General features: G+C 61.2%; 18 protein-coding genes and 1 pseudogene. 11 read left to right on the plus strand and 8 right to left on the minus strand.

The window, feature by feature from the left end:
• On the minus strand, positions 1–990 hold the full coding sequence (locus C6571_RS10715) for a DnaJ C-terminal domain-containing protein (protein ID WP_106446669.1): 990 nt from the start codon (positions 988–990) through the stop codon (positions 1–3).
• A gap of 117 nt (positions 991–1,107) precedes the next feature.
• Positions 1,108–1,599: an Lrp/AsnC family transcriptional regulator gene (locus C6571_RS10720; protein ID WP_106446670.1), complete on the minus strand. Its 492-nt coding sequence runs from the start codon at positions 1,597–1,599 to the stop codon at positions 1,108–1,110.
• A 118-nt stretch (positions 1,600–1,717) separates the two neighbouring features.
• Between C6571_RS10720 and glmS the strand changes: the two genes are divergently transcribed.
• The gene (gene glmS / locus C6571_RS10725) at positions 1,718–3,628 is read left to right on the plus strand and encodes a glutamine--fructose-6-phosphate transaminase (isomerizing) (RefSeq protein ID WP_106446671.1); all 1,911 of its coding nucleotides are present in this window, start codon (positions 1,718–1,720) and stop codon (positions 3,626–3,628) included.
• 523 nt (positions 3,629–4,151) lie between these two features.
• Here the strand turns inward: glmS and C6571_RS10730 are convergent.
• Positions 4,152–5,270, minus strand: a complete 1,119-nt coding sequence (locus tag C6571_RS10730; protein WP_106446672.1) for an IS110 family RNA-guided transposase — start codon at positions 5,268–5,270, stop codon at positions 4,152–4,154.
• A 417-nt stretch (positions 5,271–5,687) separates the two neighbouring features.
• Here C6571_RS10730 and C6571_RS10735 point away from each other — a divergent pair, with 417 nt between their 5' ends.
• Positions 5,688–6,893: a serine hydrolase domain-containing protein gene (locus C6571_RS10735; RefSeq protein WP_106446673.1), complete on the plus strand. Its 1,206-nt coding sequence runs from the start codon at positions 5,688–5,690 to the stop codon at positions 6,891–6,893.
• A gap of 351 nt (positions 6,894–7,244) precedes the next feature.
• The gene (locus C6571_RS10740; RefSeq protein WP_245901252.1) at positions 7,245–7,916 is read left to right on the plus strand and encodes a carbonic anhydrase; all 672 of its coding nucleotides are present in this window, start codon (positions 7,245–7,247) and stop codon (positions 7,914–7,916) included.
• Between the two features lie 350 nt (positions 7,917–8,266).
• Here C6571_RS10740 and C6571_RS10745 read toward each other — a convergent pair whose 3' ends face one another.
• On the minus strand, positions 8,267–8,656 hold the full coding sequence (locus C6571_RS10745) for a DUF3301 domain-containing protein (RefSeq protein ID WP_211300623.1): 390 nt from the start codon (positions 8,654–8,656) through the stop codon (positions 8,267–8,269).
• A 393-nt stretch (positions 8,657–9,049) separates the two neighbouring features.
• On the opposite strand from C6571_RS10745, the gene C6571_RS10750 reads away from it, so the two are divergent.
• From C6571_RS10750 to C6571_RS10760, 3 genes are read left to right on the plus strand one after another with little or no spacing between them, the layout of a single operon-like run.
• On the plus strand, positions 9,050–9,952 hold the full coding sequence (locus C6571_RS10750; protein ID WP_106446676.1) for a glutamate ABC transporter substrate-binding protein: 903 nt from the start codon (positions 9,050–9,052) through the stop codon (positions 9,950–9,952).
• A 10-nt stretch (positions 9,953–9,962) separates the two neighbouring features.
• The gene (locus C6571_RS10755) at positions 9,963–10,625 is read left to right on the plus strand and encodes an amino acid ABC transporter permease (protein WP_106446677.1); all 663 of its coding nucleotides are present in this window, start codon (positions 9,963–9,965) and stop codon (positions 10,623–10,625) included.
• A complete protein-coding gene (locus tag C6571_RS10760) occupies positions 10,622–11,422 on the plus strand; it encodes an amino acid ABC transporter permease (protein WP_106446678.1) in 801 nt (266 codons plus the stop codon). Before C6571_RS10755 ends, C6571_RS10760 begins: the two co-directional genes overlap by 4 nt.
• A gap of 246 nt (positions 11,423–11,668) precedes the next feature.
• Here C6571_RS10760 and gltS read toward each other — a convergent pair whose 3' ends face one another.
• Entirely contained in the window at positions 11,669–12,946 is a 1,278-nt protein-coding gene (gene gltS, locus C6571_RS10765; RefSeq protein ID WP_106446679.1) for a sodium/glutamate symporter, read from the minus strand.
• 235 nt (positions 12,947–13,181) lie between these two features.
• Between gltS and C6571_RS10770 the strand changes: the two genes are divergently transcribed.
• Positions 13,182–14,525, plus strand: coding sequence for a lytic murein transglycosylase (locus C6571_RS10770; protein WP_420852891.1), 1,344 nt, complete (start codon positions 13,182–13,184; stop codon positions 14,523–14,525).
• Between the two features lie 153 nt (positions 14,526–14,678).
• A complete protein-coding gene (locus C6571_RS10775) occupies positions 14,679–14,894 on the plus strand; it encodes a hypothetical protein (RefSeq protein WP_106446681.1) in 216 nt (71 codons plus the stop codon).
• A gap of 140 nt (positions 14,895–15,034) precedes the next feature.
• On the opposite strand, the pseudogene C6571_RS10780 reads toward C6571_RS10775, so the two are convergent.
• Positions 15,035–15,234: pseudogene (locus C6571_RS10780) on the minus strand (DUF2130 domain-containing protein); the annotation flags it as partial.
• A gap of 688 nt (positions 15,235–15,922) precedes the next feature.
• Here C6571_RS10780 and C6571_RS10785 point away from each other — a divergent pair.
• The 3 genes from C6571_RS10785 to C6571_RS10795 are packed head-to-tail and all read left to right on the plus strand — an operon-like array spanning position 15,923 to position 18,782.
• Positions 15,923–16,144 carry a heavy-metal-associated domain-containing protein gene (locus tag C6571_RS10785; RefSeq protein WP_106446682.1) on the plus strand — a complete coding sequence of 74 codons (222 nt, stop codon included), beginning with the start codon at positions 15,923–15,925 and terminating at the stop codon, positions 16,142–16,144.
• On the plus strand, positions 16,145–18,037 hold the full coding sequence (locus tag C6571_RS10790) for a heavy metal translocating P-type ATPase (RefSeq protein WP_106446683.1): 1,893 nt from the start codon (positions 16,145–16,147) through the stop codon (positions 18,035–18,037).
• Between the two features lie 37 nt (positions 18,038–18,074).
• Complete coding sequence (locus C6571_RS10795) at positions 18,075–18,782, plus strand: Crp/Fnr family transcriptional regulator (protein ID WP_106446684.1); 708 nt, start codon at positions 18,075–18,077, stop codon at positions 18,780–18,782.
• Positions 18,783–18,868: 86 nt separating this feature from the next.
• Here C6571_RS10795 and C6571_RS10800 read toward each other — a convergent pair whose 3' ends face one another.
• Both C6571_RS10800 and C6571_RS10805 read right to left on the minus strand, forming a co-directional pair.
• Complete coding sequence (locus C6571_RS10800) at positions 18,869–20,242, minus strand: heavy metal sensor histidine kinase (RefSeq protein ID WP_106446685.1); 1,374 nt, start codon at positions 20,240–20,242, stop codon at positions 18,869–18,871.
• A complete protein-coding gene (locus C6571_RS10805) occupies positions 20,242–20,919 on the minus strand; it encodes a heavy metal response regulator transcription factor (RefSeq protein ID WP_106446686.1) in 678 nt (225 codons plus the stop codon). Before C6571_RS10805 ends, C6571_RS10800 begins: the two co-directional genes overlap by 1 nt.
• Between the last annotated feature and the right edge of the window lie 79 nt (positions 20,920–20,998).

Here is a 20,998-nt window from a genome sequence, read left to right on the forward strand (position 1 = left end):
TCAGGCTCCTTGCTGACTTTGCGAGAGAGTGCGCGGGTTGAACGTGGGAAACGCCTTGCCAAGGGCGGTCCAGGCGGCGCGCGCCGCGTCGCTGTCGGCCGGGGGCAGCGCAATTTCGATTTCCAGGTACAGGTCCCCCGGCGTGGCCGACGGAATGCCGCGACCTTTGAGGCGCAGTTTGCGCCCCGCACGCGAGCGCGCCGGCACCGTCACTTCCACCGTTCCGCTGGGCGTGTTGATCTCGACGCTGGCGCCCAGCGCGGCCTCCCACGGGGCCAGCGGCAGCGGTTGGTACACGTCGCGCTCCACGCTGCGCCAGCGCGCGTCGGGCCGGAAAGTCACTTCCAGAAACAGATCGCCAGCGGCTGCGTCTCCCAGGCCCGGTGCGCCCTGGCCGGACAGGCGAATAAGCTGGCCCTCGCGCACGCCTTTGGGGATCTTGACTTCAAGATTGCGCTCCTCGCTCACCATGCGCCCGTCCGGGCCGGGTCGCGCGGCGCGCAGCGAGAGCGTGCGCGTGCCGCCCTGGTAGGCGTCGAGCAGATCCAGCTCAATCTTGGCGTGGTGGTCGGCGCCGCGCCGGGTTGCGTGGCCACCGCCGTGGGCAAATCCACCCGCGCCGCCGCGCTGGCGCGCCGCCTGGCCAAAGAGCTGCTCGAAGAAATCGCTGAAATCGGCGCCGCCACCTTCAGACGGACCGCCGGAAAATTCAAACCCGGTATCCCAACCTGGGGGCGGACGGAACTCGCCGCCACCGCGTGCGCCCTGGGCGGCCGCCTGGGCGCTGACGGCGTCGTAGGCGGCACGCTTTTCCGGGTCAGAGAGCACGGTGTTGGCCTCGTTCAACTGCGCCATCTTGGCCGCTGCGTCCGCCTCCTTGCTCACATCGGGGTGGAATTTGCGCGCCAGCTTGCGAAACGCCTTTTTGATCTCGTCCTGGCTGGCGCTTTTCTCTACGCCCAGCGTCTGGTAGTAATCCTTGAATTCCATTCGGCAGGACTCCGGGTTGGGGTGGCTCAGGGCAATAGCGTGCACTCTACGCCAAGCGCCTTGCGCTGCAAGTCGGACAGTGCCTCAGATTGAGAAAATTTTGATAGCGATAAATGCTTACTGCGCTTGCCCAATCGGCAGTTTTGTTTCGAATTTTGCCCGCCGCGTGGCGAAGTGCAGCTTGACGTTGCGCACGTTGGCGTCCTGCGTGAACAGGCGCGCGGCAAGCTCCAGGTAATGCGGCATATCGTGCACCTGCAGCACCAGCACGAAATCTGCCCCCGAGGCCATGCGCCAGCACTGCGCCACGCAGGGCTCGGCCACAGCGCGGGCCTCGAAGGCGTCTTGTGCCTCGGCGGTCTGGCGGTCCAGCAACACCTCGCCAATCGCCTGCAGACCATGGCCCAGGGCGCCTGCCAGCACCTCGGAATCCAGGATGGCGACCTGGCGCGCAATCAGCCCGGACTCCCGCAGCCGGCGCACCCGACGCAGGCAGGTGGGCGGCGAAATACCCAGTTGTGCGGCGAGTTGCTGGTTGGTGGGTGTGGCGTCTTGCTGCAGGGCAGAGAGAAGATCTAAATCGACACCGTCAAGCCTAAGATTTTCCATATATTTCATATTACTCAATCAATGAGTTTTGTGGAAATATTTGTTAGAAAAAAGACTCACACATTTCTTGTTGCTGTACCTAGCATGCCTGTTGTTTCTTCCATAGCAAAGGCTTTTCATGTGCGGCATCGTCGGCGCGGTTGCGCTTCACAACATCGTTCCCACGCTGGTCCAGGGCTTGCAGCGGCTTGAATACCGTGGCTACGACTCCTGCGGCGTGGCCATTCACGCTGCCAGTCTGGACCCCACGGCTGCGGGTGGCCTGGTGCGCGCCCGCAGCACCCAGCGCGTGGCCGAGCTGCTGGAACAGGTTCGCACCGAACACCTGAGCGGCGGCACCGGCATTGCCCACACCCGCTGGGCCACGCACGGCGCGCCTGCGGTACACAACGCCCACCCGCATTTCAGCCACGGCAGCGCGCCCGCCGCTGCCGAGCAGCCGGGCCGCGTCGCCGTGGTGCACAACGGCATCATTGAAAACTATGAGGAATTGCGCGAGCGCTTGCAGGCACGCGGCTATGTGTTCGCCAGCCAGACCGACACCGAAGTCATTGCCCACCTTATTGAGCACCACTACAGCGGCGACCTGTTTGCCGCTGTGCAGGCCAGTACGGCCGAACTGCGCGGTGCTTACGCCATTGCGGCGATGCACAAGGACGAACCCCACCGCGTGGTGGGGACCCGTGCCGGTTCGCCGTTGGTGCTGGGCGTGGGGGAGGGTGGCGAGGCGCATTTTCTGGCCAGTGATGCCATGGCGCTTGCCGGCGTCACGGACCAGATCGTGTACCTCGAAGAAGGCGACATTGTCGACCTGCAGCGCGGGCGCTTCTGGATTGTGGGCAGCAGCGGCAAACCGCTCACCTCGGACGATCGCCCGGTGCGCACCGTGCGCGCCCACAGCGGCGCGGTGGATCTCGGGCCGTACCGGCACTACATGCAAAAGGAGATTTTTGAGCAGCCACGCGCCATCGCTGACACGCTGGACGGCGTGGCTGGCATCGTCCCCGAGCTGTTCGACGGCCCCGAGCACAACGGCATGCCGGGTGCGGCGGCCTGGCGCGTGTTCGAGCAGATCGACCGCGTGCTGATCCTCGCCTGCGGCACCAGCTACTACAGCGGTTGCACGGCGCGCTACTGGCTGGAAGACATCGCCGGCATCCCCACCCAGGTGGAAGTGGCCAGCGAATACCGCTACCGCACCAGCGTGCCCGACCCTCGCACCCTGGTAGTCACCATCAGTCAGTCGGGCGAAACCGCCGACACGCTCGCAGCCCTGCGCCACGCGCAAAGCCTGGGCATGGAGCACACGCTGACCATCTGCAACGTTGCCACCAGCGCCATGGTGCGTGAATGCAAACTGGCCTATGTGACGCGCGCTGGCGTCGAGATTGGCGTGGCCAGCACCAAGGCCTTCACGACGCAACTGGCCGGCCTGTTCCTGCTGACCCTGGCGCTGGCGCAAGCCAAGGGGCGCCTCGCGCCAGAGCAAGAGGCAGAATATTTAAAGGCGATGCGCCACCTGCCTGTCGCCTTGCAGGCGGTGCTGGCCTTGGAGCCGCAGATCATCGCGTGGGCCGAGGAATTCACCCGCATGCCCAATGCATTGTTTCTGGGTCGCGGCATGCATTACCCGATCGCGCTGGAAGGCGCGCTCAAGCTCAAGGAAATCAGCTACATCCACGCCGAGGCCTACCCGGCCGGTGAGCTCAAGCACGGCCCGCTGGCGCTGGTCACCAGCAGCATGCCGGTGGTCACGGTAGCGCCCAACGACGCGCTGCTTGAAAAACTCAAAAGCAACATGCAGGAAGTGCGTGCGCGCGGTGGCGTGCTGTATGTGCTGGCCGACGCCGACACGCGCATTGCCAATGGCGACGGCGTGCACGTCATCCGCATGCCCGAGCACTACGGCGCGCTCAGTCCTATCCTGCACGTAGTGCCGCTGCAGCTGCTGGCATACCACACCGCCTGCGCGCTGGGAACGGATGTGGACAAGCCCAGAAACTTGGCCAAAAGCGTCACCGTCGAATGACGGTGACGCTTTTGCGGCGCGCAGCGCAGGCTCATTTGGCGCAGCCAAGTGAAGGCCCGAAGGGTCGTGCCGCAGCTACAAGCAGCGCAATCTCGCAATGACCGTGACGCTCTCCGCCTGGGCATTATTTTTGGTAAATAGAGTCGTAAAACCGAAAATAATGTCGCAAACCCCTCCCTAGCACCCTACAGGGACTTCCCACCTAGTCAACAGGTTTCGTTGATTTTTTCTCGATAGCTGGCCGCCTTTCTTCTTCCTAAAAAACGGTATTCGTTTGGTGCGATGCAACGCCACATGGAACAGACTGCACATCTACAGACGGCCTTGTTGCACTTGGTTTTCAGTGCGGGCCCAGATACGAACCGCTTGGCAGGACTCCATTCATTCACCGTCGTCGCCACGCTGGGCGCGACACAGGGTTAGTCGAGTTCACCTGCCACCGGTCTGACCTGTGTATTGCATCTTCAAACGCACGTCTTCAAGAAAGAAATCAATCGTTTTAGGAGCTAATCGTTCTAGGGTTTCAAGGGGCCCATGCCGTCGCAGCAACTGCGCCAACTACCGCACCAACGATCTCACCAGGCTTGATGGACACGTGATTGGGGTCGAATATTCGGCCTTTGGCCAGCACCGCCCAGACGATCCTGGCGTTCTTGTTGGCCAGCGCCACCACGGCCTTTTGCCAGCCGACCCGCTCTTTGAGTTGTACCAGCCACGCTGAGATGCGGTCACTGCGTTTGTGCGCGCTCATCACGGCCGACTTGGCGCCCTGGATCAGCAGGGTTCGCAAATAGTCGTCGCCGCGTTTGGTAATGCGCCCCAGGCTGGCCCTGCCCCCACTGGAGTTCTGGCTGGGCACCAAACCCAGCCAGGCGCCGAACTGAGCACCCGTCTTGAACTGGGTGAAGTCGCCCACGCTAGCGACCAGGGCCGAGGCGGTGACGGGGCCAATGCCGCACAGTTGGGCGGCCGCTTTGGCTTGGGCGTCGGTGCGCACATGCGCGGCTATGCGCTCGTCGCACCAGGCAATGTGGCATTCAATCTCGGTCCAGTGCAGGTGGGCCCGCTGCAAGGCCATGCGGGCCAGTGCGGGCAGCTCGTTGCTGGCGTCTTCCAGTGTGTCCGGTAGCGCCAGGCGTAGGGCCTCTGGGCTTTGGGCAAACACCAGGCCGTATTCGGTCAGCAGACCTCGGATGCGGTTGATGCAGGCGGTGCGCTCTTCCTTGTAGCCTTCGCGCAGGCGGTGTACGCACAGCAGCGCTTGTTGTTGTGCAGTCTTGATGGGCACAAAGCGCATGCTGGGGCGCGAGGCTGCTTCGCAGATGGCGGCTGCGTCGTTGGCGTCATTCTTGCCGCTCTTGCCTTGCATGCGGTACGGCCCCACGAAGTGGCCGGCAATGAGCCGCGCATCAAAGCCCATCTCCTGCAGTCGCCGGGCCCAGTGGTGGGCGCCGCCGCAGGTTTCCATAGCGATCAGGCAGCCTGGGGGCAGTTGCAGCGTGCACCAAGCGAGGAACTTCTCGCGCGCCAGCGGTTTGACAGCAACGGTGTGGCCTGCTTGATCGACGGCGTGCACCTGTATGACGTGTTTGGCAAGGTCAACCCCTACCCGAACGATCTCACCTCGTGTAATCTCAGTCATGGACTTCCCCTTTCCAGTTGGCAGATTGATGGTCAGATCTCAATCTTGGTGCTTCGACACCGTTTGTGGGAAGTGGGAAGTCCCTTCGTATTCATGCAGGTTTGCGATGAGGTGCGTTTGTAAATCGAAGTCGTAAACCCATAGCTCTGAGGGGCAAGGGTTTGGGCCGCTTCCGCTGCAAAGCCGAACTCGGAAAATGGAAGGCCCCTTCAAGGCTGGTAGCGAGCACTCTGCCTAGGCAATGCCGTGACCGCTGACGACCCTCGTGCGGTGAAAAAACCGTGCCTTACTATGTGCATTCCTACATTTGAGCACGCGTGGCGTGTGCGGCCACACTCGCACGACCAGCGACGCACACCGTGCCCCTCCCCCCGTCTCCGACCGCGCAGGCTTGGAAGACGAGAAAGGTGACAAAGCATGAAGTACTCCATCAGGCCACTCTCTTCGCTCATTCTGGGGACCGCAGCCAGCTGCGCAATCTTGCTCGCGGGCTGTGGGGGCAATAGCAAGTCGGCAGAGGCGTACACAGCAGAACTCACGGGCTTGGTATTCGACCAATGGAATCAGTTTTCTCCCACGGCTCCCGGTGGACTCTCCATTGCGATCATCACGCCAGAAGGCGAATACTTCGCCAGTACCCTCGACGGAGCGACAGCTGGCTCACATTTTCGCGCTGCCAGCACCACCAAGACATTCACTGCGGCGGCGATCATGCTGCTCCAACAGCGGGGAGAGCTCGACATCAATGACGTTTTGAGTGCGAACATGCCCGGGACAACCCGGTCCTACGTACCCGCCACGCCTGACTACGCGATTCCCTACAAAGACGAGATTACGATCAAGCAGCTCTTGGAACACCGCGCCGGCGTCTTTGACGTCGGCAACGTGGACGTGCCAGCAACGGCCAACGCACCCTACGCCGGCATGCGCTACAGCGACTGGATCGAGGATACCCAGGGCGAAATGCATACCTTCACACTGGACGAGCTGGTTGGTGTTGTCGCCAAAAATAAGCTCGCCGGCGGTCTGCCCGGGGAGACGTATCGCTATTCGAACACCGGTTACTCAATCCTTGCGAAAGTTGTCGAACAGGCCTCCGGAAAGACGTTCGCACAGTTTGTTCATGATGAGCTCCTGGTGCCCAACGGCCTCAAGGAGACAACGTTTCCCGATGACGGCCGAACACAAAATCTTCCGGTCCCGTTTCTCGAGGGAACAACGCGGGTTGGCGGCGTGCTCCTGCCGACCACGAATCGCAATGTGTCATGGGGCGTCGGCGAAGGCAACGTGGTCACCACACCGTCGGATCTGGCACGGTGGAACCGTCGGCTCATCAAGGGCCAGGCGGGTTTGAATGCGCAGACGGTGGCCAGCATGCGCGAGTGCGAGACGACCAACGAAGTTCATGTTTCCTACGGCCTCGGCCTGGCGTGTGATCCTCCCGACCTCGGCTTTGGGCACAACGGAGGGATCACCGGCTACTTGACTACGGCGCGCCATGACCCTGTGACCGACGTGACCGTGGTCGTCTTTGCAACCTTGCTCGATGCCGACGACCTCATGGCCGAGGCCATGATGATCTACGACACAGCCCACAAGGCACGAGCCTTGCTCGGCTACTGAACTTCGTCAGCTCCCTTTGGGCCCTGACCAGCACCTGCTCGGACTCTCCACAGCACAGCCGCAAGCAAGCTCGCGCGGGAAGACAGTGCCAACGCCGCTCCGCCATTCGAGCGTTGCCTGCAATGGATGTTGGACCTGCATTGACCGCCACAGCAGGTCAGGAGGGACGAGTCATGGACGGCCAAGTCAGCAAGACGGTGAATTACGTCGATTGCAACACAGGGAATCGACGTGTAAGGTGTCACGTCAAAAGTAGCCATGAGGAGACGAGATATGTGTGAGGTATGTGAAGCCAGTGACAGTAGGACCCAGGCCTCGGTATCAACGTCAAGACGCGCCGCTTTGGGCAGGATGGGCGCGTTTTCGTTGCTTGGCCTGTCTGCAGTGGCAGGGGTCGCCTACGCAAAATCGCCACCCAAACCCGGCAACGTGTTGTCACCGGATGAAGCCATCAAACGCTTGATGGAAGGCAATGAACGCTACACATCGGGCAAGACCCAGAGTCGAAGCTTTGCGTCCACACGTGCAGCCTTGGCCAGCGGGCAAAATCCCTATGCGTCTATCTTGAGTTGTGCTGATTCGCGCGTCAGCCCCGAACTGTGTTTTGACGAAGAAAGAGGCGACCTTTTCGTGACACGTGTGGCCGGCAACTATGTCACGGCCGATATTCTGGCAAGCTTGGAATACGGCGTGGCGGTTCTCAATACGCCGCTGATCATGGTGCTTGGGCACACCCGTTGCGGAGCGGTTGGTGCGACGGTCAGTGCACTTGAAAAACAGGCTGAATTCCCTGGCCATATCCAGGGCATCGTCACGGCGTTGATGCCGGCCGTACGTGCCGCTGCGGCCGGGCCCCACAAAGGCACCTTGCTCCAGGCAGCGACCATTGAAAACATCAAGCAAAACGTTCAGCGTTTGCAAGAAGCCACGCCCATCTTGAGCAAGGCGGTCCAGACCAACCAGTTGAAGGTCGTCGGCGGACTTTATGACCTCGAAACGGGCCGGATAGAACGGGTCGGGTAAGCGTTCTCCGAATGCGCATCCAAGTCCTGTTGTGAAAGACGGGACTTAGCTTGCTTGGCTGAGCTTCTATCTCGCGTCCGATGGGGCACGTGGGTCAGCGCAGCTTTCCTATCGCGGATGGGCACAGCCTACCGCTGGCCCCAGTTGCTTGCGGTGGGACGACTGCGCGGCAGTGGGGCTGGGTTGAGCGTGGCGCAGGCATTGGGGGCGCAGTGCAACTGTCGGATCACGATGCAGCGCAGCGAAACTCGTGCTCAAACCCCAATCCCAGGAATGGCGCAGTGCGGGTTCTTTGGCAATTCATGCTTGCGTCCAGGCAATCGTCCGGGATGCGCCACCTACCCATGTATTCAATGCAAGGTGATGTCCGCGCCAGCCAGTTGTGGGCTGAAATTCAGGAACTGAACGACCCGGCCAAGCATGACGATGTTGCCTGGCTGTCGATTGTTGCCAGTGTCGCTGTACTCAAAAGTGTAGGTACGTCTGAGTGCGACGTGGCCGTCTTCGTCTCGTGCCAGCTTGATCGTGGCGAGCGCGACAGTGTCGTCAAGAAATTGCACCTCATGGACATGGCATTGGCTGCGAGCACGCGCCACCGCGATCTCTCGGACGCGGGTGCTTTCGAACCATAGCCAGAAGAGACCTCCCAGAACGAATGCGCCGATGATTTCGAACGATGGCATGTTAAAAAAGTGAAGCTGCTGCCCGAAAGGCCAGAGCCTGAAGGTCTCGGTGCCCAAGGGGTGTGAGCGCTGGTTGTCTCAGCGGCGGCGTCCCAGACATCTGCCGCTGAATTTTTTTGATTCGTGCTTCCGTCCCCTGGGGGCGCTTGCCCCAGACTTTAATGGCAAAGAGCGGGTCAGCGCCGACGCCGTAGGCGTGCCAGGCTGATGGGCTTGCAGCGCAGGCCCATTGGTAGCGCCACGCGAAGGCCCGCGGGTCCGTGCGGCAACTACCGCCTGCGTGGTCTTGCCAAGAGCGTGACAGTCGTATGACGGTGGCGTTTTTGCGGCGTCCATGAACCGCCGCATGCCTGCATTGCATAGGCAACGGTGGACAGACCGCACGAGCAGCGCTCGCATTGCACAACTGCTATATATTGGTTTGCGTCACACACCATCCAAGGGGAATGCATGTCCATCCAATCCATTCTGAAATCCACTGCGGTGGCACTGGCAATTGTTTCCGGCGGGCCGCTTTTTGCACAGGGCACGCCCATCAACACTGCGGAGTTTGACGCGCTGGTCGCGCAGGGCCCCGTCGCCGACGCTGCCACCATCGCGTCGAGCACCTGGGCCAGCAAGATCAAGCAGGCCGGCACGCTGCGTCTGGGCGGCACGCAAACTTCGAATCTGTTCTCGCTGCTGAACGAGAAGGACGGCAAGATGCGCGGCTTCGACGCCGGTCTGGCCCAGCTCCTCACGCGCTACATCCTGGGCGATGGGTCCAAGTACAAGTTCACACAGGTGACTTCTTCCACGCGCGAACAGGTGCTTATCAACGACCAGGTGGACATGGTGCTTGCCACCTACTCCATCACCCCCGCCCGCGCCGAGAAAATTGCGTTCGCCGGCCCCTACTACACCTCGCAGGCCGGGGTGCTGGTCAAGGCAAACAACAAGACCATCCAGTCGTACAACGATCTGGCCGGCAAGAAGGTCGCGACGCAGGCTGGCTCCACCGGGCCCGCAATCCTCGCGCAGTTCGCGCCCAAGGCGGTGGTGCAAGAGTTCCAGACGCACCAGGAAGCCCTGGACGGATTGCGCCAGGGGCGCGTGGACGCCTACGTGACCGACTACACGCTGCTGCTCAATGCCCTGAGCCTCGGCACTGGCGACACGCAGTTGGCGGGCGCGCCCTTTGGTGCGCAGGACCCCTACGGCATCGGGTTGCCCAAGGGTTCGGACGGCGTGGCCTTTGTCAATGCCTTCCTGAAGAAGGTTGAAGCCGACGGCACCTGGGCCAAACTCTGGACCATCGCCATCGGGCAGCGCACCGGCAGCACGGCCGTTCCGACGCCGCCCGCAATTCCCTAACGGATGGCGGATGGGTGAGGTTTCCAAGCTTCTGGCCGACTATGGGCCTGCCTTTGGGCAGGCCCTTTTGTTGACGTGGAAGCTCACCGTGCTGTCGTTCGTGCCCGGCTTCTTGCTGGGCATCGCTGTGACCGTGCTTCGGCTGCTGCCGCTGCCGCCGCTGCGCTTTGTATTGACGGTCTATGTCGAGATTTTCCGCAACATTCCCAGCGTCGCGCTGCTGATCTTCATCGTGTTCGCGCTGCCCGATCTCAACGTCCTGATCGACTATGAGCCCAGCGTCATCCTGACCTTGACGCTGGTCTGCTCGGCGTTCACGGCGGACTACCTGCGCGCCGGCATCAACACGGTCGGCGGCGGTCAGGTAGAGGCGGCGCTCAGCCTGGGCATGCGGCCGATTCGCGTGATCTGGTCGGTGGTGTTGCCGCAGGCGCTGCGCGCGGTGGTGCAGCCGATGACGTCGCTGCTGATTGCATTGATGCTCTCGACCTCGCTGGCCTCGCAGGTGCCGTTTCCCGGCCGCGAGCTGACCGCGCTGGTGTCCAAGATTGCGACGGATTCCGCTGCCGGCATTCCCGCGTTCGCGGTGGCCGCTGCGATGTACGTGGCGACGGGTTTGCTCATCGCCTGGGCCGGCGCCGCCCTGGACAAGAAGGCGCGGATACTGCGATGAGCCGCCCTTTGGAAGAAGCACTGTTTGGTGCGCCCAGCCCGCGAGCCAGGGCCGTCACACGGGCGCTCAGCGCGCTCACGGCGGGCGCGCTGCTGCTGCTGGCTGCGGGTGTCGTGCTGCGCTTCTATAGCGCAGGGCAGCTCGACGCCCGCTACTGGAACTTCTTCGCCTGGCCGACCACCTGGGCCTTTCTGGCCAACGGCCTGCTCGGCACGCTTAAATCGGCGGCGATGGCCGCCGTCATCGCGCTGGCCTTCGGGCTGGTGCTTTTATTGGGGCGCTTGGCGCGGCTGCGGCTGGTGCGTTGGCCGAGCATTGCGGTGATCGAGTTCCTGCGCGGCACGCCCACGCTACTGCTCATTTATGTGTGCTTCCTGGTGCTTCCGCAGGCCGGCATCAAGCTGAGTACCTACTGGATGCTGACCTTGCCCATCAGCCTGAGCACCGCCGCCGTGGTGGCCGAGGTGTACCGCGCGGGCGTGCTCGCCGTTCCGCGCGGCCAGGCCAATGCTGCCCGAAGCCTGGGGATGACCAAAGCCCAGGTGTTCTTCTACATCGTCTTCCCGCAGGCGCTGCGCTACATCGTCCCGGCGCTGGTCGCGCAACTGGTCATTGTGGTCAAGGACACCACTTTCGGCTACGTCGTTACCTACGGTGAACTGATGCAGAACGCCAAAGTGCTCATCGCCAACTACCACGCGCTGGTGCCCGTGTACCTCGTGGTGGCGCTGCTGTACTGCCTGGTGAACTACGCGATCTCCAGGGCAAGCAAACGGCTGGGCAGGCCAATGCATTGAGCACCACCCAGCTTCATGCCCGGTGACGCGGCGATGCGGCAGTCGGGCCAGGCGAGCGTGGCGAACCGGCTGTGGCCGACGCGGGCTGCTGGCATACGACTGGCAACCGGCAGCAATCGCTGCGCCCTTGATGGTTGAACCTCTGCGGCGCATGGGCTCCTGCAACGGAAGCTGCAGGCAGCGCCTGCCTGCCATCGACAACGACGCCGAGGGCCAGTACGGCCGCCCAGCGGTTTCCAGGTCGGTTTACTGCAGGAATGGCAACTGCGTGAAGAACTGCAGCACAGCGGCATTCACCAGGTCGACAAAAAAGGCCCCGACCATCGGCACAATCAAAAACGCCTTGTACGAAGGGCCATAGCGGTCGGTGATGGCCTGCATGTTGGCAATGGCGGTGGGCGTGGCGCCCATGCCGAAGCCGCAGTGGCCGCCTGCCAGCACTGCGGCGTCGTAATTGGCACCCATGACCTTGAACGTCACAAAGCTGGCGTACAGCATCATCACGCCGACCTGCGCGAGCAGAATCACCATCACCGGCAAGGCCAGTTCGGTCAGCTCCCACAGGCGCAGCGAAAGCAGCGCCATGGCCAGGAACAACGACAGCGAGGCGTTGCCAAACACATCGATGGCGCGGTCGAACATCTCGAAGTTGAAGAAGGTAGTGAGCACGTTGCGGATGACCACGCCGCCCGCCAGCGCCCACACAAAGGTCGGCAACTCGAATGCCGTGCCCTTGGCCGCGATCGTCATCAGATCGGCAAAGGCCAGGCAGGCGGCAAACAACGCCAGCGTTTCGATGGTGGACGACGCGGTGATGAGCCGGATCTCGTCGGGCTTGTCGAACATGGCGCTGTCCGGCGCGTCACCGGCCTCGGTGTGGCGCGTGCTGTAGAGCGACTGGGACGCGGCCGCTGCCTCCACCGGGGTCTGCTGCCCGATGGGAGCCAGCCTCTGGTGGTCGATCTTTTTGAGCAGGCGCTTGGCCACCGGCCCGCCGATCAGGCCACCCGCCACCAGGCCGAAGGTGGCGGTCGCAATACCCAGGGTGGTGGCACCCACGATGCCGTATTGGGCTTCCAGCACCGGCCCCCAGGCGCCCGCCGTGCCGTGGCCGCCGGTGAGCGTGATCGAGCCCGCGACCAGCCCGATCAGCGGATCAAGGCCCAGCGCCGCCGCCAGGCCCACGCCGACCACGTCCTGCACCACGATGAAGCCAGCCACCACCACCAGAAACACGGCCAGCGGCTTGCCGCCCGCCTTCAGGCGCGCGAAGTCGGCACCGAGGCCGATGGACGAGAAGAACATCAGCATGAACCCGGTCTGGAGCGGCGTCGAAAACTGGAATGTCAGGCCGAAGAGCGCGTTGAGCACGAACACGATGACCCCGGCCAGCAACCCGCCAGCCACCGGCTCTGGAATGTTGAAGTCCGCCAGAAACTTGATCTTGACGATCAATAGGCGCCCCAGCAGCAGTACCAGGGTGGCGAGGATCATCGTGTAGTAGGCGTTGAGTTCAATGTCCATGGGTGGGTTCTCCGTTGATCTGGGGTCGCCCGTTAGGCGCAGCCGCCGTGCTGCCGGCGCGAAATGGGGTGCCATTGCCCTTGCTCTTCGTCGTCCGTCAGTCCATCTGAATCGCCCTGGATCCCCTTGGAACGTCCATGCAAGGACATTCCAGATCATTCATGAGCCGTCGGGAATGGCGTGGTTCGAACTCTACCGGCGAAGTATCCCGCCTGTGCCGCACGGCCCGGCTTGAATGGCCAAAAGAACATCGAGAATGGCATCCATGCAAACACCATCCCGTTTCCCAGCACCCTCTCGCTGCTGGTTGGTTCCCGGTTTGCTGGCTATCCTCGCCCTGGCAGGCTGCGTCTCTGCACCGCCGGACGAACCCAAGGCACCAGCTCCGCCCACAGCAACCACGCCGGCCTCCGCTGTATCCCCGTTGCCCGCCTTGCCCCCCGTCTCCGACGATGCGGAACACAACCAGAAGTTTGCCCGCTGGGTTGAAGAGTTCCGCGCCAGCGCACGCGCCGCCGGCATTGCTGAGGCAACGCTGCATAGCGCTTTCGATGGCGTCCAGTTCCTGCCGCGCGTGATTGAGCTGGACGGCGCCCAGCCCGAGTTCACCCGCACTGTGTGGGACTACCTCGACACCGCCGTGTCTGCACAGCGCATCGCCCGTGGGCAAGACAAGCTGCTGCAGGTGCGCCCCGACGTGAATGCCGCTGCCGCGCGCTACGGCGTGCCGGCCGAAGTGCTGGTCGCCATCTGGGGCATGGAGAGCAATTACGGCGGCTTCACGGGCGACATTCCCACCATCGACGCCCTCGCCACGCTGGGCTTTGAAGGCCGGCGCGAGCAGTGGGCGCGTGGCCAGTTGCTGGCGGCTTTGAAGATTCTGCAGAACGGCGACATCGACCGCGCGCAGATGATCGGGTCCTGGGCCGGGGCCATGGGCCAGACGCAGTTTCTGCCCTCGAACTTTCTGGCGTACGCCGTCGATGCTGACGGCGATGGCCGGCGCGACATTTGGGGCAGCGTCGCCGATGTGATGGCATCCACCGCCAACTTCCTGGCACGCTCCGGCTGGCAAGCCGGCCAGCCGTGGGGGCTTGAGGTGCGCTTGCCGCCGGGGTTCGACTTTGCGCGCGCCGACGCCGATGTGCGCCAATCGGCGTCCCTCTGGGCGGGCGAGGGCGTGCAGGCCATGAACGGCGCGCCGCTGCCCGCGTTGGAGAATAGTTCCATCCTGCTGCCGGCCGGTGCAGGTGGGCCGGCCTTTCTGATCGGGCCCAATTTCCGCACGATCCTGCGCTACAACAATTCGACCAGCTATGCGCTTGCAGTCGGCTTGCTGGCGCAGCAGCTTGCCGGCGGCCCTGCCGTGCAGACACCGTGGCCGCGCGATTTGCAGGCGCTGACCAGCAGCCAGTTGAAGGCCTTGCAGACGGCGCTGAACGTACGCGGTTTCGACAGCGGCACGCCCGACGGCGTCATGGGCCCGGCCACGCGCAGCGGCGTGCGCCAATACCAGCGCAGCCTGGGCTTGCCGGCCGACGGCTACCCTAGCCTGGACCTGTTGCAGCGCTTGCAATAACGCGATGGCGCTGCACATACAGTACGTCCTGTAAGTCGTTCAGCGCGAGGTTCTTGCGCTGTCACCCGTATCTCGCCCCATGGTGGCGCCCGACCTCGCGCAGATCGCCGAGGCGCACCTGCCAAGACCTGACTGAACCTGACCCAAGCCCCCATGAAAACCATAGACGAGATGCTGCACCTGGCCTTGCTGACCACTGAGCAGTACCAACAAATCAGCGCCTGGATTGCCCAAGCCGACTCGCCCGAAGACATCCTGAAAATGCCTGCGCCGCTTTGGCAGGCGGTTGAGCGGGCCAGCGCGGTCATGGGGATTGACTCAGACCTTCTGCGCCCGCCCAGCTTCGACGCAGAAGGCATCACGGGGTGAGGCGGGTGGCCTGGAATCCGTAAGGGCACAAGCTGACTGGATTGGCAAAGAGCGCCACCTCCACATGATGGCGGCGCGCAGCAGCGGTGCCCAAGCCACGCCAAGTCTTCGTTTGGATCGGATGGCTTTCGCTTCGTGTTTCAAGCCGCATCGGAATCACCACCTTTCTTCAGCTCGGAAAACTGGCTCGCCATCGCCGGGTTGCCCCGGTCAGCTTTTTGATCGTCACCTCCTGCAACTTGTCCTTTGCCAGGCGAAGGTCGCGGTGGGTGTAAAGCAGCGTGTCTTTGGTTTTCCGGAGGTGGTCGATCGATTTGTCGATCTTGTCGATCGCCGTCTGGAGGCAATGCAAGAGTCAGGCCTTTCCCTTTGCCCTGGATCGGGGAAATTCCAGGCGTAGCACTGAAAAATATCGAAAAATCAGCCTGTAGCGCTTGATACGAAAGCGCGAGCAGCTACAAAATTAGGAGTTAATCCCGTGGCGTGAGAAGCTGTGTCGCCACAGCATCGGCTCTGTGGCCCTGCTCCTCATAGCCTGGCACCTTGTCTTGCCACTGAAACCCACGGTCACAAGCCCAGCGCCGGGTCTAGCTTTTTGACTGCACAGCACTGACTGAACCGGCGCACTGCCAGCGGACGCCACAAAGCCCTGGGCAGGGTCCATACCTGGACTGCTCTGCGTGTGACTTCCGCAGCGCTGCCGAGGCCCAAACACGTTTCTGACAGCGCGTGCTGCAGCCTTGGAACTCCCTGAGGACTGTGTCAGCACGGTCTCAGGCGGTCCGCTTCGTTGCGCCTCATTCGAACAACCCGCGATTGACCGCCAATAGACGCCTTGCGGCCCATCCCGATCCGGAAATACGCATTCTCGCAAGGGTTATGCAGAGCATCGTTGGCAATAAAAATGCTTGAAATTTGAATTTTCCATAGTCGATTAAAAAATTTTAAACTTGATGGGCGTCAATGACGCAAATTCCACTGTCTCTTATCATGAATTTGTTTTTACATATTTATACGAGGAGATAGAAATGAAAAAAGCCGTCTTTAATATGGAGCCTTTTAGCTGCCCATCGTGCATCAAGAAAATTGAAACCACGCTGCTCAAAGTGGATGGTGTGCGTGACGCCAAGGTGCTCTTTCACTCTGGCCGGGTGCGTGTCGAGTTTGACAGCGCGGTAGCCAATGCCGAGGCCTTGGAGAATACATTGAACCGCCTTGGTTATCCCGTTCAGTCAAGCAAGGTGACTTAAATGAACAGAATTAATAACTTTCATATTGCCATGGTAACCGGCAGCTTGTTGCTTGCCGCCATGGTATTGCATTGGCTGGCGCTCACCGACGCCAAGCATGCGGTTTTGATTGCGTCAACGCTGGTTGCCGGTTACTTTATTGCGATCAAGGCCTTTAAATCTTTGCGGATGAAGGCTTTTAGCATTGAGCTGCTTGTCACCATTGCCGTGGTGGGCGCGCTGATCATCGGTGAGTATGTCGAAGCAGCGGCGGTGACTTTCCTGTTCATATTCGGCGCTTATCTGGAGACGCGAACGCTGGAGAAAACACGGTCTTCGCTCAGGGCGCTGATCGACATGACGCCGATTGAGGCCACGGTCATCCGCGCTGAGGGTAATATCAAGGTGCCTGCCGAGGACTTGATCAAGGGCGATCGCATCCTGATTCATTCGGGTGAAAAAATTGCCGCCGACGGCCAAATTATCTCTGGCCGCGCAACCATCGTCGAAGCCGCCATTACGGGGGAATCCGTGCCTGCGGCCAAAGCTGAGGGGGACCATGTTTTTAGCGGCACCATCATCGACAACGGTTATATCGAGGTGCTGGTCGAGCGTGTGGGTGACGACACCACGTTTGCCAAAATCATTGAACTGGTGGAAGACGCGCAGGAATCCAAGACCAAAACGCAAAAATTTCTCGACCGGTTTGCCAATATCTACACGCCTTCCATTGTCGTGCTGTCGGTGCTGGTGTACGTGTTTTCCAGCAACGTCGAGCTGGCGCTGACGTTTCTGGTGATTGCTTGCCCGGGAGCGTTGGTCATTTCTGCACCGGTTTCCATGGTGGCAGGCATTGGCAACGGCGCGCGCAATGGCGTGCTGATCAAGGGCGGCGAAATCATGGAAAAGCTTGCCAAGGTCAACCTGGTGCTCTTTGACAAGACCGGCACGCTAACCAAAGGGCGGCCCACGGTCACCGAGGTCATGGCCTGGACGGGGGACGAAAACGAGCTCTTGCGCCTGGCGGCCCAGGTCGAAGTGGCGTCCGAGCACCACCTGGGCCAAACCATCGTGAGTGAGGCGCGCCAGCGTTCGCTCGCGCTGACCGACAAGCCCGAGGACGCCGACATCATCAAAGGAAACGGCATGACCGCGGTGGTGGCGGGCCAGCGCTTTGTCATCGGCAACCGCAAGCTGATGCGTGCCGAAGGCATAGACATTGCACCCCAACAGGAAGCGCATGCCATCGCCCGTGAGAAGGCGGGCAATACGGCGATCTTTGTGGCGATTGACGGGGCGATCAAGGGATTGATTTCCATTGCCGACCAGATCAAGCCCGAAGCCAAGCGCGCCATCGCGCAGCTACGCGCCCAAGGCGTCGAGAAAATGTTCATGCTGACGGGAGACAACCGGCACACCGCGCAATTGGTGGGGGATGAACTGGGGCTGGATGCGGTTCACGCCGAACTGTTGCCGGAGGACAAAGTGAGCTGGGTCAAGCAACTCAAGGCGCAGGGCTATCGCGTTGCCATGGTGGGCGACGGAATCAACGATGCGCCCGCGCTTGCCACCGCTGATGTGGGCCTGGCCATGGGAACGGGCGGCGCAGATATCACGATGGAGACGGCAGATGTCGTGCTGATGTCCGACAACCTGGACCATTTTGCCCACGCCCATGCGCTGGCCAAGGCCACGGTTGGCAATATGCTCCAAAACACATTCTTTGCAGTAGGTACCGTGATTATTTTGCTGGTCGGCGTGGTGCTTGGAAAGGTGTTTCTGGCCTCAGGCATGCTGATTCATGAGATCAGTGTTTTGCTCGTGATATTGAATGCAGTTCGACTGATTCGCTATAAGGGCAAGCATGGTATAAGAGCCAAACTTGTAAACCCTGCATTGAATCTCGGCGGCTAACCAGTATGCTGATCGATGCTGCAACAGGATCAAAAATATGAATTATCCTAACGCTGCGGCGTCAGATACGAGCATCATCAGAGCGCCCAAATCGCTCTGTGTGTCTCGGGTGCCGATCTTTAATCATCTGCCCGCCGATGAGTTGCGAAGTATCGCGGGTAAGTCAAAAATGCGTGTCTTCGAGCGTGGTGCATTCATCCACCATGCTGGCGACGAGTCGAATCAACTTTTCATCATTCATCGAGGCAGGGTCAAGGTATATCGCTTGTCAGAGGGCGGCAAAGAACAGTTGGTGCGCATTCTCGAGCCTGGAGCATTCACGGGCGAACTTGCACTATTTTGTGATTCACGGCATGACTCCTATGCGGAGGCGATGGAGCAATCAGCGATCTGCGTTATCGGACGTGAGGATTTTAATAAACTCGTGCTAAGGTATCCCGCCATTGGCTTGCACGTAATGGCCGAGCTGGCATTGCGGCTAGGTGCCAGTGAAACCCAAACTGCAGTCATTGCGACTACGCCAGTAAACGAACGCATTGGACTTTACCTCGCGTCTCTTTCTGAAAAGGCCAACTCCCTAAGCATTACCTTGCCCATGAGTCGAAAAGACCTAGCCTCCTATTTGGGTACGACGCCAGAGACTATCAGTCGTCGGTTTGCCGAATTCGAAGAAGCCCATTGGATCGCCCAATCCGGTCAACGCAAGATCGATATTCTGGATCTGGATGCCCTGCTGCTCCTGTAGAGGAGCGGCCGGGATCGTGTGCCTCGTTGTCGCAGCCCGGACTTCTATTGCGAATCTGCGGTTCCCACGCAGTGGCTTGGTAAGCCCTATCTTGAGTTGGGGAAAGTGAGGGAAAAAATGGTCAGGCCGTCGTTTGATGCAGCCGCCACTTCGCCTCCATGCGCATGCGCAATGGCTTGCGAAATGGAAAGCCCCAGACCGATGCCTTCGCCTGCTTCGTGCTGGCGCGCGGGATCGGCGCGGTAAAACCGCTCAAAAAACCGTGCCAAGTGGGCCGCAGCGATAGGCTCGCCCGTGTTCTGCACCTGTATGCGCAATCGCGCGGCGTCTTGGTCAATTGCTACGCTGATGGTTCCTCCCACTGGTGTGTGGCGCAGCGCGTTCGAGATGAGGTTGCCCAAGGCGCGCCGCAGCATCAGTCGGTCGCCGCGCAGAGCGCCTTCGCCACGCAACTGCAGGTCGATGCGCTTCTCGTCTGCCGACAACTCGTAGAAGTCGAACAGCTGGCGTACTTCGTGGGCCACATCAACGAGCTCTTCGTGCACCAGTACGAGTCCGTTTTCGGCTTTTGCCAGAAACAGCATGTCGGAAATCATTCGTGCCAGGCGCTCGTATTCCTCTGCGTTGGATTCGAGGATGGCTCGATAGCCTTCTGCATCTCGCGGTAGAGACAATGCGACCTGCGTCTGCACCATCAGGTTGCTCACGGGGGTGCGCAGTTCATGGGCAAGGTCGGCCGAGAAATCGGAGAGCCGCTTGAATGCATCTTCCAGTCTCTCCAGCATTTCATTGAGCGTGATGGCCAGCTCGGCCAGTTCCGGAGGCACAGCCTGCACGGGAAGCCTGCGGTCCAAACTGTGTGCTGTCACCGTGGCGGCGCGCTCGCGCATGGCCCGTAAGGGAGCGAGCCCCCGCCGCGCCGAAACCCAGCCAAGTAGGCCCATGAACATTACGGCACAGGCAACAAATAGCCAAAGCGTGACGCGAAAGCTCTGCAAAAATCGTTCGTGATGTGCAGTATCCAATGCCAAGACCAGGGTAAGAGCGCCGCCAGCGGTCGCGCCGACTAGCAAAGTCTTTTCTAGTCCGTGAAACGTTCGCCCGCCTGAACGCCAATGAGAAAGATGGGGGGCGGTGACCAAACTCACTGGAAATTCCACGCCGGGGGACGCAAACCAGACCATTCCACTCGGGCCGCGCACTTGCATCACGAGTTCATGGTGGCCGGCAAAAGAGGACGCAAGCTCCTTTGCCACGGCCTCCTTGCTGAGTGGGCGATCCATGGTGGCGACCAGCTGAGCGGCATAGTCCAGCTTGCCCGCGAGTTCGTCCCGGTCGAGCTCGTCAAAGTGCGAGGCAATTGCAGCCATGACCAGCGCGCCGAAGGCAAGTAGAACCACCGCCGAACCGACGGTGAACAGAAGTGTCAGTCGCGCAGTCAGCGTCAGGCGCGAGCCCATCAGTCCGATGTCTCCAGTACATACCCCATACCGCGTATCGTGCGCAGCAGCTTGGGCTCGAAGTCGTCGTCCATCTTGGCCCGCAGGCGGCGCATGGCCACTTCGATCACATTGGTGTCGCTGTCAAAGTTCATGTCCCATACCTGCGATGCAATCAGCGAACGCGTCAGCACTTCTCCCTGGCGCCGGAGCAGGAGTTCCAGCAGCGCGAATTCCTTGGCAGTGAGATCGATACGCCGGCCAGCACGTTGTGCCCGGCGTCGCATCAAATCGAGTTCCAGGTCGGCAATCCGCAGCACGGTCGGTTCAATGCTTGCCTTGCCGCGCCGCAGCAAAGTGCGCACCCGAGCGAGAAACTCCGAAAACGCGAAGGGCTTGACCAGGTAGTCATCCGCTCCGAGTTCCAGCCCTTTGACACGGTCCTCGACCTGATCGCGCGCGGTGAGGAACAGCACCGGCAGCGCATTGCCGCTGCGCCGCAGGGATTGCAAGAGCTGCCAACCGTTGAGTCCCGGCAGCATGACATCGAGCACCAGCAGGTCGTAGTCACCCGTCAGCGCGAGGTGCAGTCCATCCGTGCCCGTGCGGGCCAAGTCGGCGACAAAACCCGCTTCGACCAGCCCCTGGCGCAAGTAATCCCCCGTCTTGAGTTCGTCTTCGACGATGAGAACTTTCATGGGGCAATTGTGCAGGGAAGCATCCGCGAAACGCCCACATTACGAATTTGTAATGTGGCGGAAAGCTGCGTGTAGGCGG

Source organism: Simplicispira suum, from assembly GCF_003008595.1.
In the GTDB taxonomy this organism is placed as follows: domain Bacteria; phylum Pseudomonadota; class Gammaproteobacteria; order Burkholderiales; family Burkholderiaceae_C; genus Simplicispira; species Simplicispira suum.